General features: G+C 41.9%; 13 protein-coding genes. 5 read left to right on the plus strand and 8 right to left on the minus strand.

Annotation, left to right across the window (positions count from 1 at the left end; translation table 11 throughout):
• Nucleotides 1-441: 441 nt before the first annotated feature.
• Nucleotides 442-1,371: a methylenetetrahydrofolate reductase gene (locus tag ACFFAP_RS10635; RefSeq protein WP_375511179.1), complete on the minus strand. Its 930-nt coding sequence runs from the start codon at nt 1,369-1,371 to the stop codon at nt 442-444.
• Between the two features lie 57 nt (nt 1,372-1,428).
• The gene (gene trpS, locus ACFFAP_RS10640) at nt 1,429-2,439 is read right to left on the minus strand and encodes a tryptophan--tRNA ligase (protein ID WP_375511180.1); all 1,011 of its coding nucleotides are present in this window, start codon (nt 2,437-2,439) and stop codon (nt 1,429-1,431) included.
• Nucleotides 2,440-3,699: 1,260 nt separating this feature from the next.
• On the opposite strand from trpS, the gene ACFFAP_RS10645 reads away from it, so the two are divergent.
• On the plus strand, nt 3,700-4,605 hold the full coding sequence (locus ACFFAP_RS10645) for an acyl-CoA desaturase (protein ID WP_375511181.1): 906 nt from the start codon (nt 3,700-3,702) through the stop codon (nt 4,603-4,605).
• 172 nt (nt 4,606-4,777) lie between these two features.
• Here ACFFAP_RS10645 and ACFFAP_RS10650 read toward each other — a convergent pair whose 3' ends face one another.
• A complete protein-coding gene (locus ACFFAP_RS10650; protein WP_375511182.1) occupies nt 4,778-5,911 on the minus strand; it encodes an SAM-dependent methyltransferase in 1,134 nt (377 codons plus the stop codon).
• Between the two features lie 108 nt (nt 5,912-6,019).
• On the opposite strand from ACFFAP_RS10650, the gene ACFFAP_RS10655 reads away from it, so the two are divergent.
• A complete protein-coding gene (locus ACFFAP_RS10655) occupies nt 6,020-6,208 on the plus strand; it encodes a DUF4070 domain-containing protein (protein WP_375511193.1) in 189 nt (62 codons plus the stop codon).
• A gap of 87 nt (nt 6,209-6,295) precedes the next feature.
• On the opposite strand, the gene ACFFAP_RS10660 is transcribed toward ACFFAP_RS10655, so the two are convergent.
• Entirely contained in the window at nt 6,296-7,162 is an 867-nt protein-coding gene (locus tag ACFFAP_RS10660; protein WP_375511183.1) for a calcium-binding protein, read from the minus strand.
• Nucleotides 7,163-7,239: 77 nt separating this feature from the next.
• Nucleotides 7,240-8,499, minus strand: coding sequence for a glycosyltransferase family 4 protein (locus tag ACFFAP_RS10665; protein ID WP_375511184.1), 1,260 nt, complete (start codon nt 8,497-8,499; stop codon nt 7,240-7,242).
• Between the two features lie 151 nt (nt 8,500-8,650).
• Here ACFFAP_RS10665 and ACFFAP_RS10670 point away from each other — a divergent pair, with 151 nt between their 5' ends.
• Entirely contained in the window at nt 8,651-9,376 is a 726-nt protein-coding gene (locus ACFFAP_RS10670) for a DUF429 domain-containing protein (protein WP_375511185.1), read from the plus strand.
• A 228-nt stretch (nt 9,377-9,604) separates the two neighbouring features.
• Here ACFFAP_RS10670 and ACFFAP_RS10675 read toward each other — a convergent pair whose 3' ends face one another.
• The 3 genes from ACFFAP_RS10675 to ACFFAP_RS10685 all read right to left on the minus strand — a co-directional run bounded on the left by ACFFAP_RS10675 (nt 9,605) and on the right by ACFFAP_RS10685 (nt 14,047).
• On the minus strand, nt 9,605-9,988 hold the full coding sequence (locus tag ACFFAP_RS10675) for a hypothetical protein (protein ID WP_375511186.1): 384 nt from the start codon (nt 9,986-9,988) through the stop codon (nt 9,605-9,607).
• Nucleotides 9,989-10,444: 456 nt separating this feature from the next.
• On the minus strand, nt 10,445-13,009 hold the full coding sequence (glgP, locus tag ACFFAP_RS10680) for an alpha-glucan family phosphorylase (RefSeq protein ID WP_375511187.1): 2,565 nt from the start codon (nt 13,007-13,009) through the stop codon (nt 10,445-10,447).
• 714 nt (nt 13,010-13,723) lie between these two features.
• Nucleotides 13,724-14,047 (minus strand): hypothetical protein, encoded by a 324-nt coding sequence (locus ACFFAP_RS10685; RefSeq protein ID WP_375511188.1) that lies wholly within the window; start codon nt 14,045-14,047, stop codon nt 13,724-13,726.
• 807 nt (nt 14,048-14,854) lie between these two features.
• Here ACFFAP_RS10685 and ACFFAP_RS10690 point away from each other — a divergent pair.
• The gene (locus ACFFAP_RS10690; RefSeq protein ID WP_179063512.1) at nt 14,855-15,019 is read left to right on the plus strand and encodes a hypothetical protein; all 165 of its coding nucleotides are present in this window, start codon (nt 14,855-14,857) and stop codon (nt 15,017-15,019) included.
• 648 nt (nt 15,020-15,667) lie between these two features.
• Nucleotides 15,668-16,363 (plus strand): acyltransferase, encoded by a 696-nt coding sequence (locus tag ACFFAP_RS10695; RefSeq protein WP_375511189.1) that lies wholly within the window; start codon nt 15,668-15,670, stop codon nt 16,361-16,363.
• The last annotated feature ends 52 nt before the right edge of the window (nt 16,364-16,415 follow it).

Below are 16,415 nucleotides of genomic sequence, written 5' to 3' on the forward strand. Positions count from 1 at the left end.
CTACGTTGACCAATAGCAGGGTTTTATAAGTTATTGGACATCAGTCATTAGACATTAGCCTCCTAATCTCTCCCAATTTTCCCTAACGCTTCCCAAGCTTTTGCAATGCAAAAAATATGCTAGGGAAAGCTTGAAATAAGCTATAAAATATTTTGTCAGTTTGCACCTGGATTTAGTAAAGCGAAAATTGGATATTGAAAGTCTATCAAAATAATGTATCCGCGTCTGATTCTGACAATTCAGATCGTGTGGAAAAGCTAACGATTAACCTAACCCCCTTCCCGACCCTCTAAGGGGGAAAATTCAAAGTCTCTCTCCTAAAAGGAGAGAGAGATAGAAGTGAGGTTTTCCAGATACCGTGAAAAATCAGGCGTCTGATTCGGCGTAAAAAAAAGCAGATGGTTGCTCCCATCTGCTTTAATAAAAAATAAGTTATCTTCTTTACTTAGATACCAACTGATTAACTGGAGCAATCCCAGCCAAATCTAAAATTGGTGCGATCGCATCTTCCCGCTTCACCGCCATCATGTGGACACCTTGACACAATTGCCGCGCTATCTGCACTTGCTCGGCTGCAATCTTTATCCCTTCCTCAAAAGGATCTTTAGCTTTTGCCAATCTATCAATAATATGTTGGGGAATATTTACACCCGGAACACACCTATTAATAAATTGAGCATTCTTTGCCGATTTCAACAGAAAAATCCCTGCCAAAATCGGTTTTTTATAGCCAGCAGCAATAGTATCCATAAACTTTTCTAGACGCTCAAAATCTGTAATTAACTGACTTTGAAAAAACTGCGCTCCTGCTTCGATTTTGCGTTCAAATCGGCTTTGCAAACCCGACCAACTGTTACATTGTGGATCTACTGCTGCACCAACAAATAAATTTAACGCTCCATCAGTCAAAGGTTTTTCGTTGCAATCAACGCCTTGATTCATCTTCCGAATCAGTTGCAGCAGTCGCACCGCTTCCAAGTCAAAGACTGCTTTGGCATCTGGATGATCGCCTGCTTTTACTGGGTCGCCAGTCAAAGCTAAAATGTTATGTATGCCCAAGGCATGAGCGCCCATCAAATCAGCTTGTAAACTAATACGGTTGCGATCGCGGCAAGCAATTTGACAAATCGGCTCTATGCCGTTTTGTGACAAAATCACCGACGCCATTAACGAAGACATCCGTAACACGGCGCGGCTACCATCAGTAACGTTGACGGCATGAACTCTCCCCTTAAGAGTCGCCGCCATTTGAATCATGTGCGCTGGATCTCCCCCTTTCGGCGGTGCTACTTCGGCAGTAACTATAAATTCACCTGCTTGTACAGCTCTGCGAAAGTCATTAAAGGCTGTGGGGCTGTGGGTGTGATGCATAACATTAAGGTTTCAATTTATTAAATGGTATAACAAATCACACCGAAAAGGGACAAATTATAGAGGAAGAGAGTAGCCTAAAGCCGTTTTGACTTGTGATAAAGTTTGATTTGCGATCGCTCTAGCTTTTTCTCCTCCATCCCGCAACACAGATTCCAAATAGCCTTTGTCCGCCGTTATTGACTGATATTTTTCTTGGATTGGTTTCAGGGACTCAATTATCGTGTCCGTCAACAATGGCTTAAATTGTCCCCAGCCCATATCCTGACACTCAACTGCTACATCTTCCTTTCTCTTACCAGAAAGCAATGTATACAGCGTTAACAAGTTATTACACTCTGGACGCGCTGGATCATCAAAAGTCAGCCCACGAATCGGATCAGTTTTACAACGCTTAATCTTGTATTGAATCTGCTCTGGCGGATCTAGCAAACTGATTCGGCTTAACTCGGAAGGATCAGACTTTGACATTTTGCGTGTAGCGTCTGCCAAACTCATCACCCTTGCTCCTTCCTTGCGAATCAAAGGGTCTGGTAACTTCAGAACTGGTTGATCTGGTTTACCAAATTGGTGATTTAACCGAGCTGCAATATCCCGTGTCAATTCCAAGTGTTGCTTTTGGTCTTCACCCACTGGGACTTTATCGGCTTGGTAAAGCAAAATATCAGCCGCCATTAGCACAGGGTAATCCAATAAGCCTGCACTCACATTTTCTCCCTGCTTGAGTGCCTTTTCTTTGAACTGGATCATATCTTGCAGCCAGTTTAGAGGTGTAATGCAGTTGAGCAACCAAGTGAGTTCACTGTGGGCGGAAACGTGGGATTGGACAAAGATGGTGGAGTGATTTAAATCAAGACCACAAGCTAGATAGAGAGCAGCAAGGGTGTAGGTATCAGCTGCCAATTGTTTTGGATCGTGTGGCACTGTAATCGCGTGCAAATCAGCTACAAAAAGGTAATTTTCGTATTCGCTCTGACCTTCTACCCAGTTGCGAATGGCTCCCAAGTAGTTGCCTAGATGGTAATTGCCTGTTGGTTGAACTCCAGAAAGAACACGTTGCTTGCCCATAAATTTCAACTTAGTTATCTCAAATCCGCGTTATGTAAAGTGGCGATGTCTGGCGACAAGTCGCAACTCTTGGAGACGCTACGCGTAGCTTGCTTCTCCGTAGGAGTATGCGCCTACGCAAAACTCATTTAATTTTGACATTTTCCAGGTCAACTCGCCGTTGTGGATTAGAGATTTTAACTCAACTCGGATTGGTGTAGAAACTCTTCATGAAAGAAAACGACAACTTTGTGTAGTAACAATAGATTGTAGGGTGGGCATTGTAATGCCTTACTGTAGTCTGCTGTAAATAAAAAGTCGCTACAATCGCATTGTAAATCGATGCATTAGCATTGTAAGTCGATGCAATCACATTGTAAGTCGATGCAATCACATTGTAAATCGATGCAATCACATTGTAAATCGATACAATCGCATTGTAAGTCGATACAATCGCATTGTAAATCGATACATTAACAATGCAGAAGGTTGCGTTTAGATAGCACGGCAATAGAAATACTAAACCGCAAGACCCTGTAAATAACAATACTTTTTCTCTTGATCTGAGCGCTTTATGTATCTTTAATTTATAGAAATAGACAAAATTTAAGTTTTTGTCAAAGGAAGGAGGACTAACCTGAGAAATTGTAAGTTAATTTTTCCACTCCGGGAAGTCTGTTGATGAAAGCTTTACTACTCTAGCCGAAAATGGAATGGCACTAAGAAAAGGTGAAACTTTAGCCTGGACTGTCTCTAGTACAACACGGCGTAAATAGCGCAAAGTCTGAGCGGCGGTTCCCGCCGTTGGCGCAGCCCGCCGCAGGCATCAGAACTTTGCAAGACGAGCAACCATTTAAAAACCCTAAAAAGCCTAAATAGTGTAAGCTTAAAGTATTGTAAGTGTAACCAATGGCTAGACGAAAATTGACTTTATAAGACTGAGCATTTAACTAATTAAGATCCTACTTTTGATTGCAGATGTCGTGGCAATGCTTGCTTGGAGGGTGCAACTACCATACACGGTAGGACTGATAGCAACAAGGGTCGTACTTGGTTTCTCAGAAATTGCTTAGTGCCATTCGCTTACAAAAAAACTCATTTTCAATACTTTTTTTGCCACAGCTTGTGTTTGAAGCTGCTTTTCATATTCCAAGCGAATTATGCCAAGATATCCCTGTGGTATTAACGCTGGCAACGGTGGGCGTTCTGCTGTCCATGAGCTAAACTGCGGCGAAGATGTGGTGCATTTCTATTTTGAAGCTTAAGGACATTAAAAGACTAATGAAGCACTACTCTCAACTGACGATTATTTCTTACATATTAGGGCCTACTTTGATCGTGGTGAGTCATTTAGGATCACTACTCATTATTGTTACTGGCTTATCGTGGGGTGCTACCTTGTGGGCCGTGTTGTTATATGTAATACGAATGCTTGCAACTACTGGCATCTACCATAGGCTACTCACCCACAAGAGCTACCAGGCTCCAACCTCAGTTCTATGCGTTGGAAGCATTGTGGCTGCTTCAGCTGGGCAGATGGGGCCAAGTTGGTGGAAAGCTCACCACATGGCCCATCATCAATCCTCAGACCAGGAAAAAGATCCTCATTCCCCCTATATGCCTTTCAAGGGAATCAAAGGATTCTGGTGGTCTCAAGCTGGATGGCTATTCTCGCCACAGTTTTTTCCCTCGAAGCTTCCTACCGATGTTGAGAGTAATGTGGTTTTGAAGATTGTTGACCGTTTGCACTTCATTCCCACCGTTGCTCTCGGTACACTCTCATACTACATCGGTGGAGCTGAATATCTCGGCGCTTTTTTCCTCAGCACGACTGTCCTCTTCCACGGTGTCGCCACCGTCAACTCACTCAGCCACATACTGGGCGAGCAACCGTTCACAACCAACGATTACAGTAGAAACCATTGGCTCGTCGCGTTTCTGACCCTGGGTGAAGGCTGGCATAATCTTCATCATGCATTCCAGTCGTCAGCGCGGCATGGCATAACCGTGCGAGAGGGACAGGTTGCCTATCTTCCAGACCCAACATTTTGGTTCATCAAAATCCTTGAGTTCCTAAAGCTAGCGTCAAAGATTAGAGTGCCTTCTGAAACAGAACTTCTCGCTCGCGCCAGAAACCGAAACTGTCAGAACTCAGTTTTCAAGGTGGAAGCAAAGACATCTATTTGATATTCTGGTTGACAGATTGCTCAGGAGAAAAGTCTGTTCCTTGCCTTCTCAGTCAAGAATCCAAACATTTAACAGAATGAAGATGTTTTTGTCAAGAAGGCATCTTCAGCTAATTAAATAAGGACAGGCAGGATGTCCATCCCCTAGCAGGTGAAACACTAGCTTTGTCCGGTTAAGCATGAACCATTAAAAATTGACCATTACCATTATATTCTCCATCACAACTAGCAAAATTACGAATAAACCATATCAAATAAAACCTCCATATCCGGCGAAACTTGGCATAGTCCATGCCATAGTTTAATGTTTTTATTGTTGCCTGGTTGTCGTCAAAATTTTGTAACCAGTTACTTAGTGTTTTAGAGTAATTAGAGCCATTAAGATACCATCTTTGAATTGTTTTGAGGTCTTGGTTATGGCTGGGAACTGCATCGTAATTCCAGTACCGACCGTGTGGAAAAATATATTTGTGAGTGTAAACGCTGGACATATTGTTAGGGATGCGGACTGTGATGATGTGAATTAAAACTTTGCCATCATCCTTTAGAAACGAAGCTAATTTTTTAAAGGCTCCCGTTAAGTTACCAACATGACAAAAAACACCAATCGAGAGGATTTTATCAAACTTCGTCTCGAAATTTGCATTATTCAAATCACCTTCATATAGGGTAAACCGATCTGAACTGAGATAACTCTCAGGATCTTGCATTTTGTGGCGGATATATTCACATTGCTCGTGGCTCAAATTAAGACCCGTAAACTTGACATTGGGGAACTTAGAAAGAATGTAATTAGGAACACATCCCCACCCGCACCCAAAGTCTAAGATATTGTCTCCGTCCTTGATGTCTAGCTTTTCAATCACATCATCAATCATGTGCATTTGGGATTGCTCAAGGTTTAATGCTCCTTTTTCCCACAATCCCATGCTGTACTTAGGATAAATGAGTTTCCCGTCCCATAACATAGTATTCAACATGGCTTGAGGCAAGTCGTATTGAATTTTCATTAGTTCCCGTGATCCTACCGCGAGATGATCAGTTTCTTTTAATACCCATTCATACGGTGCCAGGAGGGATGGGAAATACTGAAATAAAATTGGCATACAGGTATCGAAAAGCGATTCTAGAACGGAATCAGGAACTTCTAATCCGTTGATATAAGCTTCTGCCACTGCCATCTGAACTGTGTTAACTACCTCAACCGCCCCACGAGTTGCTTGGTATGCTAATGGACTCTTGATATTTATATCTCCCACAATAGGGATATACTTTTCTATTTCTTGCAGCAGGGTACTAGTAGTCATAGTCATACTCCTAACAATGATTAAAATAACGCTACATTAGTATAAGAATTGGATTGTTTTAGTTTTTTAATAGTAAAATGTTATAAGTTTTAACATACATTTAGGAATATTTATCTCCAAGGTACCTTCCGGCACTTTAACTTGATGGAAGGTAAGCGTCTCAAGGGCAAACTTCCTATAACTTGGCATGAACTACGTTTATTTCCGATAATTGTTTGGCGTCAGGGTGTTGTTCGCTCAACTCGTTTCCATTTCTGGTGGCCATTGGTTGCGATCGCTCTCCATAAACCGCATTAATTGTATGATTATCTAGTCACACTGATCGGTTATGGAAAATGCCAATGGATTAATTTTTTTCACCAAAACCAAACTCTTAAACTCGATTTACCTTTCTGCTAAACCCACCTGTCCTCCAATTAGCCCCAGAAATCCAGTTCCAAAGTGCTGAATCTCCAAAAAACTTGCTTGCTCCGGTGAGGTTTTGTAAACCCGAAATGTCTTCATAATTCCCAACGTGGCAGCACTTTCTAGAGGGCCAACAAAGCTAATATCCCGGTCGAGAAAATAAGTTTGATTAGCCCAATGAGTCATCTGATTTGCATTCAAAAAATAGCAGCCTGCATGGGGATTGAGGGCACGACAAAAGGAAATTGGTGCATTCATAATTGTACCCTTAAGTTCTTGTTGCTCCTGCACATTTTGAAAGGGAGCAGTTACTCGCAAAGCCAAATCCCCATCAATGTAAGCTTTGTGAACCAAAGCTGAAGGGGAGACTTCATAACGATTTGGCTGGAGCAAATTTAAATCACCCGCTTGTTGAGTAAACCAATTTATTTTTATAAAAAACCAAGGATCATGGATAATTAAGTCATCTTCCAAGAAGCAGTAGTAATCATACTGACCGAGACAACTTTGCAGAACAGCTTGACACTCAAACCCTAAAAGCAGAGGTTCTACATTAGTAGAATGATGCTTATATAAATGGGATGGTAAAGGAAGTTGATTCAAAAGATGATTATCTTGGGTTGTACAAATAACAATATCTAGTTCGTGCGACTGCGGCTGGTTAGCGGGAAAAGCTATTCGTTGAGCAATGTTAATAATACTTTGAGATTTACCAAATAATTGGTGTAAGGCGGTAAGGCTATTAGTTAATGCCTGCAAGCGGGGTTGCGGGTCTTTGCGTTGGGAAGCATGACGACCCTCACTGCTAGGTTTGAAAAAATGGGCAATGGTAAAAAGAATCCGCATTTTAAATATTGCTTTTATATTTCTCTGTCATTTGTCTAAAGTCTAATTTGTTGGTTGTAACTAATGACTAGTGACATCTAATTTTTGCCAAATCCTTTAGAAACTGAGCGCTTTTTCAAACTATCAGAACTTTTACCAGCGAACATCCATTGCAAATGCTGTGGTAACAGTTTCGCCAAATCATAACGCTTCAGAATTGTCTCTCGCGCATTCGCCCGAATTGCTTGCATCTCCTGAGGATGATTCAGCGCCTCTTCAACCCTATTAGCAATATTATGGGGAGAAAAGAAATCTACCAGCAGTCCATTTACCCCATCCTGTACGACTTCCAATACTGGCGGAGTCTTAGAGGCTACTAGTAAACATCCTGCTGCCATTACTTCTAACATTGACCAGGATAAAACAAAAGGACGAGTTAAATAAACATGGGCAGAAGAAGCTTGCAAAACCTGAAGGTACTCATTGTAAGGAAGCCTATCTGTAAAGTGCAGCTTTGATAAATCCAAAGATAATTTTTCTAGCATTAATTGTTTATAAGTCTGACCATCAGGAAGATTCTTCCCATAAGCCACCCTATCTTCTCCCACAACTACCACATGGCACTTAGGTCTTCGCTGCTGAATTAGCGCCACCGTTTCCATAAACTGCGGAAAACCTCTATAAGGTTCCATCCCCCGTCCTACATAAGTTACCAACTCTTCCACATGGGAAAGGTCAAGATTTATTCTTGGTAAAACTAACTTTGCGCCTGGTTTTGGGACAAAATATTTGGTATCAACACCATCATGAATTACAGTGAGTTTACTATGATATTCTTTGGGAAATTGCTGACGCTGCCAATTCGTTGGAGAAAGACCGCGATCGCAGCTATATAAATCAGTTAAAATCGGTGCATTTTTCACGCGGATACGGCATTCATCATCAGCATTCAGCGGATCGTTAGGATCGAAATCTGCATCAGAACCGTGAGCATGGTAAAACCACTCGAAATAACACAATAATTCTGCTTTGGGGAAAACATCTTTGATAAATAAAGTCGGCCCCCAACCAGAATGACCATAAACTATATTTGGAACGAAACCCTCAGCTTTTAATTTTTCTGCCACGCGATAGACAGCCTGTGCTGTGAGAACAGCATTTTCCAGGTTGCGAACGTAGTGGTGAGTTTGAGGTGCCGCTTCACGAGAAGGAGTATAAATAGCTTTATAAACACCAGGTATTTCCCCTTCCCGACGATTTGTCCCAAAGACGACTTGGCAATTAGGATCTTTACCTAAAACTGTCGCTATATTGCGAAATTGTGAGGGAAAATTGGGATGTAAAAATAAAATTTTCATTGGAATAATCTTGATTAACTTATTGCCAGATAAAATAAATTAAGACAAGCTGCTTAAAATTATAAGATTATTTCTCAAAATTTTTGGCAAGTAAATTTAGGTAAATGGTTGCCCAAAAAGGCGAAAATAATCGCAAATTCGTGTTATAACCATGAAATTTCTTGGCATTGATTTAGGCTGGCGATCGCAACCAAGTGGACTGTGCTGCTTAGAATGGGTAGATGGACAACTACAACTACTCGATTTAGACCGCAAAGATGCCATTGCAGACATCCTCATTTGGATTGATGGCAACGTACAAGCAGACGAACCAGCCATTATTGCCGTAGATGCACCTACCCTCATACCCAACGCTACTGGGAGTCGGCTCCCTGATAAACTCAGCCATAAATACTTTGGTAAATATCATGCAGGATGCTACCCAGCTAATCAAAACCTACCCTTCGCAGAGCGCACCATCAACTTTGGTTTAGAATTGGAATCACGCGGTTTTGCACACGCCCCTACTATTGAACCGCAAAAACTTAGCAGATATCAAATAGAAGTCTTTCCTCACCCGGCAATCGTTAATTTATTCAACTTAGAACGCATCCTCAAATACAAAAAAGGACGCTTAAATGAGCGCCGCCTAGAACTAATTAAACTCCAAAATTATCTTCTCAATATTCTCCCCTCTCTTTCTCCTCGTGTGCTTCTGTGCGATTCGTTTTTTATGGAAATTCCGATCGCAGGTGTAGTTCTTAAAGCAACTGAAGATAAACTAGATAGCTTAATTTGCGCTTATGTTGCTGCTTATTGGTGGTATTGGGGAGAAGAACGTAATTTGGTATTAGGCGATCGCACCACCGGCTACATTGTCATCCCTCAAAGAATTTGAGCAAAAGCTTCGCGTATGCTGCTTTAGAGTCGTTGCTTCTGATTTAGATATTGCGACGCGATCGCAATATCTTATCCTTAGTAAACTAGACTAATCAACGGGGGTATTGTAGATTGGTAGTTAATTGTGTTTGGGAAAAAACGCTTCCTTACTGGAGTTTAGACTAAGCAACAAGAAACAACCCAGTAGTGCCGAGTTGATAAAACACAACCTTCAAAGATGAAAATATTAGAGACCGCCTGCTCTTAGTTTAAACTCCAGTTCCTTAACTGCCTGGATCAATAGCTCTTGGAGACTTTCAAGCATCGGCAGTGACGTCACTCCTTCCTCAGGTTCAAAAGAAATTTCGTGCCATTCTCTGACAGGAATCTTTTCTTTCTCCAAGCTCTGTAGCTCATCTAGCGTAGCGAAGCCCGTCCAAACCGAAAAGTCTGCGATCCGCAGTAACACCTCAGTGTCATTGATTAACTCATAGAACCATAGTTGCAAAGGATGAGGGCAGCTATCTTCGTCAAGTTTTCCGCGTTCTCTGATGAGCGCTATTGCTGCTGGCGTTAAAGTGCCTTCAACAACTATACAGCCCACCATTCCTGACCAAGGTTGTACAGACACTTCCTCAAGCGCTAAAAAATCTGGTCTACTGCCACTTAAACTACCACTTAACTCCTCTTTTTCTGGAAAGTACGCCCGAAACCTGTCAGCCTTTTTCAGGTAGAAGTCGAGGATGCCTTGCTGAATCTGTGGTGTGTTTTGGATAGTAAAAGAAATTCAACGAGACATAAAAATAGCCTTTGAAACCCCTAAGAGGACGTGAGTCCGACGAGTTGAAAAAGAAGCAAAAAAAAGCTGAGACTGGAATAATTATAGCAGTATAGCAGGAGGCAGGCGGCAGAAGGCAGAAGGTAAAACTTTTACTATTCTTAGCTTTCACGCTTGTCATTATGTCCTAACCTATGTGACTACGGCTATAGTTATTTTTTGGGCGTGATTGCGTAGCATAATAAAAGGCGTTGCTAAACTTAAATCAGCAACGCCTAATCTTGAGTATTTAAGAACTACTCACTACTCTTACTCTGCCCAAGCAATCAACCTTGGTTCATAAGGATTAGCCAGATTTTTATTTTTCGGCAATACACGCAAAGACAAACCTTGCAAACCAGAAGCCGTATAGGTGATCTTACCCGTGTAAATACCTAATTGCTGTGTATCCTCGCCTTGGTAATCCATCACCACTGGCACAGCGTTGACAATTTCACCATTGGCATCGATCGCACCTTGATATAACTCCACTTGCACATCATCATTCGTCAAAGTTGCCAAGTCAACCTTGGCTTTGACAGCAACGGTTTGGTTAACCTCAATGTCTGAAGCTGCCGATATGTCAATATCTTTGATTTTGATGTTGAACCAGTGTTCCCTCAGTTTTTCCTTCCAAGCAGCTAGTTCTTTAGCTGGGGCATAGTTATCAACAGTCAGGGTATGATAGCGATCGCTAGCCGGGAAATAAGCCCGTCCGGCATACTCTCCTACCATCCGCGCTGTATTAAAGAACGGACAATTCAACCGAATTGCATCCTTCATTTTGGCAACCCACGGACGGGGTAAACCATCACTATCCCGGTGATCATAAAATAACGGTACAACTTCCTTCTCTAACAACTCGTAGAGAGCATTTGCTTCTACTTCATCTTGGTAGTTGGGATCGTCGTAATTCTCTCCATGTCCTATTGCCCAGCCCGTGCGGACGTAATCAGCTTCATCCCACCAGCCATCTAGTACACTTAAATTCGGCAATCCATTCATTGCCGCTTTCATGCCACTGGTACCAGAAGCTTCCCGTGGGCGACGCGGTGTGTTTAACCAGATATCGCAACCTGCAACCATCAACCGGGAGATGTGAATGTCGTAATTCGGAACAAACACTACCTGTTTTTCTAAATGTTGTTCGCGGATAAAGTGATTGATTTCACGGATGAGTTCTTTACCTGGAATATCCTTGGGATGCGCCTTACCAGCAATCACGAATTGCACTTTTCGGTCTTTGTTAGCCAGCAAAAGCCGCTTAATACGATCCAAATCACGCATCCAAAGGGTAGCGCGTTTGTAGGTGGCAAACCGACGGGCAAAACCAATGGTGAAAGCGTAAGGATCTAAAACTTCTTGGGCTTGGACAATTTCGGAAGCGGAAGCGCCGCGATCGCTCAAATGCTTAACCAAATGATCCCGCACATATAAAATCATATCTAAGCGGCAGCGTTCGTGATTGCGCCACAACTCCTCATCCGGTATAGCGTCCATCCGCTCCCACAATGGACTATCTGGTGGTGCTGATGACCAATTTGGCCCCAAGTAGCGATCGTACAACTCTTGAGTAGATTTCGCCACACAACTTCGAGCATGGACACCATTGGTAATTGCTGTGATCGGCACTTCTTCTACTGGCACATTCTGCCACAAGCCCTGGAACATTTGCCGCGACACTACACCATGCAGTTGCGCTACACCGTTAGAAAATGTTGCCATCTTCAGCGCCAGCACCGCCATACTGAAAGGCCCAGATAAATCGCCTGTATTCTCGCGCCCCAGTCCTAAAAATTGCTCTTTAGGCAACTCAAATATCTCTGCATAGTACCCCAAGTAGTACAGCATTTTTTCAGGAGCGAACAAGTCAATTCCCGCCGGTACTGGTGTATGGGTAGTAAAGATATTACTGGAAGCCACCACCTGTCTAGCTTGGGGATAATTCAGTCCCTGTTCCTGAATCAGCAAGCGGATGCGTTCTAGGGCAGAGAAGGCGGCGTGGCCTTCATTCATGTGGTAGGCGGTGACTTTCAGCCCCAAAGCTTTGAGCATTTGCACACCACCGATCCCCAGCATGATTTCCTGGTGGATACGCATATCGATGTCGCCACCGTACAGTTGATCTGTGATGTCGTGGTCGTAAACATTGTTGGGATCAATGTTGGTGTCCATCAAATATAGGGGCACCGTTCCTACCTGTACGCGCCAAACTCTGGCATACACCTTGCGTCCTGGATAATCTACCGCAATTCGCAATTCTGAACCATCAGGATTGCGCTCTAGATGCAAGGGCATATTGTAGAAATCGTTCATCAGGTAGCGTTCTTGCTGCCAGCCATCGGCATTGAGATACTGGGCAAAGTAGCCTTGCTGATACAGTAAACCTACACCCACAAGCGGTAGCCCCAAGTCACTGGCAGATTTGAGGTGATCCCCCGCCAGAACGCCCAAGCCCCCAGAATAGACGGGCAAACAATCTACAAGTCCAAATTCCGCCGAAAAATAGGCGTAGCATTCTTTTGGTTTCTGCTCCCGTTGTTTCTGATACCAGGTGCGCTCTTGCAGATAATCGTTTAACTGACGATCAGCTCGATCCATTTGCGCTAAAAAGCCTTCATCTTCAACAACTTCCAGAAGCCGCGATTGAGAGATATTACCCAGCATCAACACCGGGTTATGATGGCTAGACTCCCACAGGTCAGAGTCTAAGCGACGAAATAAATCTTTAGTGTCAACGTTCCAATCCCAGTGCAAGTTATATGCCAGACGCCGTAATGGTTCGAGTCGCGGCGGTAGTGAAGGGGATACGTTAAATGTGCGAATTGGCTGCATAGGTTGGCAAAACTCCAAGTTTATTTATGGTTATTGTTTACTCTCTTTACCAATGTTGCCAATTCTTTATACAGTAGTTTGTGAAAAAGCGATGACTTTGTTAAGCATTGAGAATTCTTTTTAACCTCGTTGCTAAAGTTTACACCAAGGTGTTTCTAATTCTATGCCTTACTCTCAGCCATGTACTTGGTATATTAAAATTTAATCATTTACTGCCATGTATCACTTAAAAAAATTTAGTTTTGAATAAAGAATTTATATTTATTTTAGAATTGATTCTGGGGATCAATCTAAGGTCTTGGCTGAGGGTGAAACTTAATCATAGCTGCGTCAAGGAACAGTTAAAATTTTAATTATTTTTTAATAAAATTGCCTTAGCGTAGAGGCGGTGTGAGAGCAAAGAGTTAACTTAACTTAAATCTTGCACCAGTCTTAAAAACCGCCATAGGTTAGAAACCTATGGCGGAAGATTGGGGAGGTGCAATATCTGAGTTAAGGTGATGGGACACCGAATAGCTCATCGTAGACATCGCCTAAAATTGGAGCATGTAAAAATCATACCAAGTAGTTAACTAGGAAAAGCGATGCCTGCGGTGGTCACTGAGCTTGCCGTTCGCGCAGCGTCTCGTAGAGAAGTGCAGGCTACGCCTACGCTAAATACTTGGTATAAAGTTTGAATACTAAATCAGGAAAATGACTTAGTAAGGTGTTATTTTACGCGCCTAGTGAAGGCTGATCTTTGGTATTTTTTGTCATTGACAAAGCTACAGCTGCTGCATAAGCAATCTCCGCTGCCATTTGATAAGCAAGTTTGATACTAGATGAAGCGTCCTTGGCTTTAGGAGAGAGAGAAGTTTTTTTCCGGCGCGACTCAAGTTTTACATCACCTGCAGCAATAGCTCTCTGTAAAATGATCCAGGCATCTAGGTCTTCTGAGTCATAATTACTTTGAAGCTGCGATCGCAGTTGATCTTCGGCTACAACACTTAGATAGCCGATAGCTAGAGCTTCTTGGACAATTTCTTTAATTAAAACCATAATTTGAACCAAGTGTGTGAGTTAAAACCGATACCTCAATCTGGGCATTTGATATTTTTTTCTGGACTTCTCCTGGAAATTAAGCTACTTTTTAGCTTTCTTTCAATAAAATTTATAATGAGTAGTGCCAAGCACGCATCACCCGCTTGGCTCACCCGGATGGGTGATTTACAAATTTTTATATATAAGTAATAGGGAAGAGAAAAATTTTTAGCTTTTTAACGAAGAGGGTGTCATAAGTATAGTAGATATCATTCTGAGTTAATACAAAAATATAAAATTACTTGGACAAGCAACGGTATAAATATAAAAATAAATGGTAATTAACCGCTTAGAGTATTTTTAAAGTTACCGTTTCCAATAAATTTTCTCTAAATGTATAAAATTATTTCAGAGTAGCGATCGCCTTAGTAAAAAAGTTAACTAATCTCACCATTATGAGCAACAAGCAACTTGGAAATCAAACCGCTACGCGGAGTCATTAGTCATTAGTCATTAGTCATTAGTTATTAGTCATTAGTCCAAGAGAAAGCACGCCTACTCTCTAAAGTGGTTTGAATTAGTTCGATGAAAGACAAAGTTTTTGCGCCCACTCAACGACTTACTCAGGGTATCGCTTGGGACGGGGTATGCACCAATGACCAATACAACTCTTGGAGAGGCTGCGCCCTAAGCGTAGCTATGCCGCAGGCTTTACGACTACGCTCAGTACAAGTGACTAATGACTAATAAGAGTGTTCCACTAAAAATAAAATGTGCTATCGTTAAAAACAATTGTTATTAAAAACTATTCATGTAATTACAAACATGAATTGGTTAGTCTGTAAATCATCTGTGTGCAACATGATTGGAGCAGCATACTCTAGAAATTCGTTGCAAGAAAGTCGTCATAGCAGTCGGGGAAGCGCTTACTTGTTTGCACCGATGGTTAACTTCAATGTGATGGCTGATGTGGGAGATAATCCACCTTAGTTGGGTTTTATTTGGGCAAAAATACCCATAAAATCCAACAATAATTACATTGTCATGCTAGGCAGAAATTTTATTTAATTTTTGAATATAGTCTAGTTAAATGTATTTTTTGTTGCAAAATGGCTTGTGGAACTGAGTTGTTTCAAAAGACTAAAATTGCCTGATAGAAAGTAGCCTCAAGGTAAACAACTTTATCCCTATTTGCGTAACAAGCTTTGTAAATTTGCCAGATAACCGAAACAGTAGCCTATCTAAATCAGCGAATTTCCCCATCAGACAATTTAATAGTCTGGGGTTTGACTCTGCAATGCACTGAGATTGTTTCGTTAATTGATCTGGTGAAAAAGAAGCAAAATCATTACGTGCCGTCACTGGTACAAAAGCTTCTAGCGATCTAAGACAATTGTGCATATCAATTGAGTAATTCTCTTGCAACTAAGTTAAAGAATTGCTCACATAGTCAAAGCCAGGCTCTGGTTTTTCAGTATTTGGAAAACCATCTAAAAACATGGGGAAATTTCGGTAATCCTGCCAATTCAGTTTAATGTATTAATAAATACAAATAGTTTGATGTTGGCAGAAGATTAGGATACAGCCAAAACAACTTTCAATACTCCCAACAACAATTGATTGAAGAGATATATAGCCATGCAGAACGAGCAATATTTTTCTAAATTGCAGCGCGTGCAAGAACTTTTAGTAACTACTGTGTTAGGGGATATTCCTACACTTATTCTGGGGCCGAAGTTGCGTAATTTGGGATATCGTAGTATCTTTGCCCAGATAGGCAGTCCAGTTTATATTCAAAATGGTGTTGAATTTAACGGTACTTGCTGTATTGAGATAGGCAGTGGAGTGTATATTTTCAAGGGTGTGCGGATGGATGCTAGCGGACACAAAAATAATAGAATTCATCTAGGAAATAGAGTCGCTATTGAGCGTAACGTTGATATAGGGTCTTTGGAAAATACCTGTATACATATTGATGAAAACACATTTATTGGCCCCAACGTGGCTATTGAGGGGCCAGGAGACATTAAAATTGGTAAACACTGCTTAATAGCTGCCTACTCAGGGATATATGCCAATAATCATAATTTTGCCGATCCGATGGAGCCGATTAAATTCCAAGGTGTTACTCGCAAGGGAGTTGTGATTGAGGATGACTGTTGGCTAGGGCATGGAGTAACAGTATTAGATGGCGTTACTATCGGCAAAGGCAGTGTTATTGGTGCGGGAGCAGTTGTCAATAGAGATATTCCTCCTTTCTCTGTTGCTGTAGGCATACCTGCACGAGTCATCAAAAACCGAATTGGCAAAGACTTAAGCATTACTTCAAGCTGAGACATAGGGAATTGGGGAAGGTGGGGCCCCCTCTGGGGATAAGGGGTAATGG

The organism is uncultured Nostoc sp., assembly GCF_964245575.1.
GTDB lineage: Bacteria > Cyanobacteriota > Cyanobacteriia > Cyanobacteriales > Nostocaceae > Nostoc.

Excerpts from the sequence above, each read along its gene's own strand:
- ACFFAP_RS10685 (WP_375511188.1), bottom strand. The coding sequence starts at position 14,047 with ATGGTTTTAATTAAAGAAATTGTCCAAGAAGCTCTAGCTATCGGCTAT.
- ACFFAP_RS10665 (WP_375511184.1), bottom strand. The coding sequence starts at position 8,499 with ATGAAAATTTTATTTTTACATCCCAATTTTCCCTCACAATTTCGCAAT.
- trpS (WP_375511180.1), bottom strand. The coding sequence starts at position 2,439 with ATGGGCAAGCAACGTGTTCTTTCTGGAGTTCAACCAACAGGCAATTAC.
- ACFFAP_RS10695 (WP_375511189.1), top strand. The coding sequence starts at position 15,668 with ATGCAGAACGAGCAATATTTTTCTAAATTGCAGCGCGTGCAAGAACTT.
- ACFFAP_RS10660 (WP_375511183.1), bottom strand. The coding sequence starts at position 7,162 with ATGCGGATTCTTTTTACCATTGCCCATTTTTTCAAACCTAGCAGTGAG.
- ACFFAP_RS10670 (WP_375511185.1), top strand. The coding sequence starts at position 8,651 with ATGAAATTTCTTGGCATTGATTTAGGCTGGCGATCGCAACCAAGTGGA.
- ACFFAP_RS10690 (WP_179063512.1), top strand. The coding sequence starts at position 14,855 with ATGAATTGGTTAGTCTGTAAATCATCTGTGTGCAACATGATTGGAGCA.
- ACFFAP_RS10635 (WP_375511179.1), bottom strand. The coding sequence starts at position 1,371 with ATGCATCACACCCACAGCCCCACAGCCTTTAATGACTTTCGCAGAGCT.
- ACFFAP_RS10650 (WP_375511182.1), bottom strand. The coding sequence starts at position 5,911 with ATGACTACTAGTACCCTGCTGCAAGAAATAGAAAAGTATATCCCTATT.
- glgP (WP_375511187.1), bottom strand. The coding sequence starts at position 13,009 with ATGCAGCCAATTCGCACATTTAACGTATCCCCTTCACTACCGCCGCGA.
- ACFFAP_RS10645 (WP_375511181.1), top strand. The coding sequence starts at position 3,700 with ATGAAGCACTACTCTCAACTGACGATTATTTCTTACATATTAGGGCCT.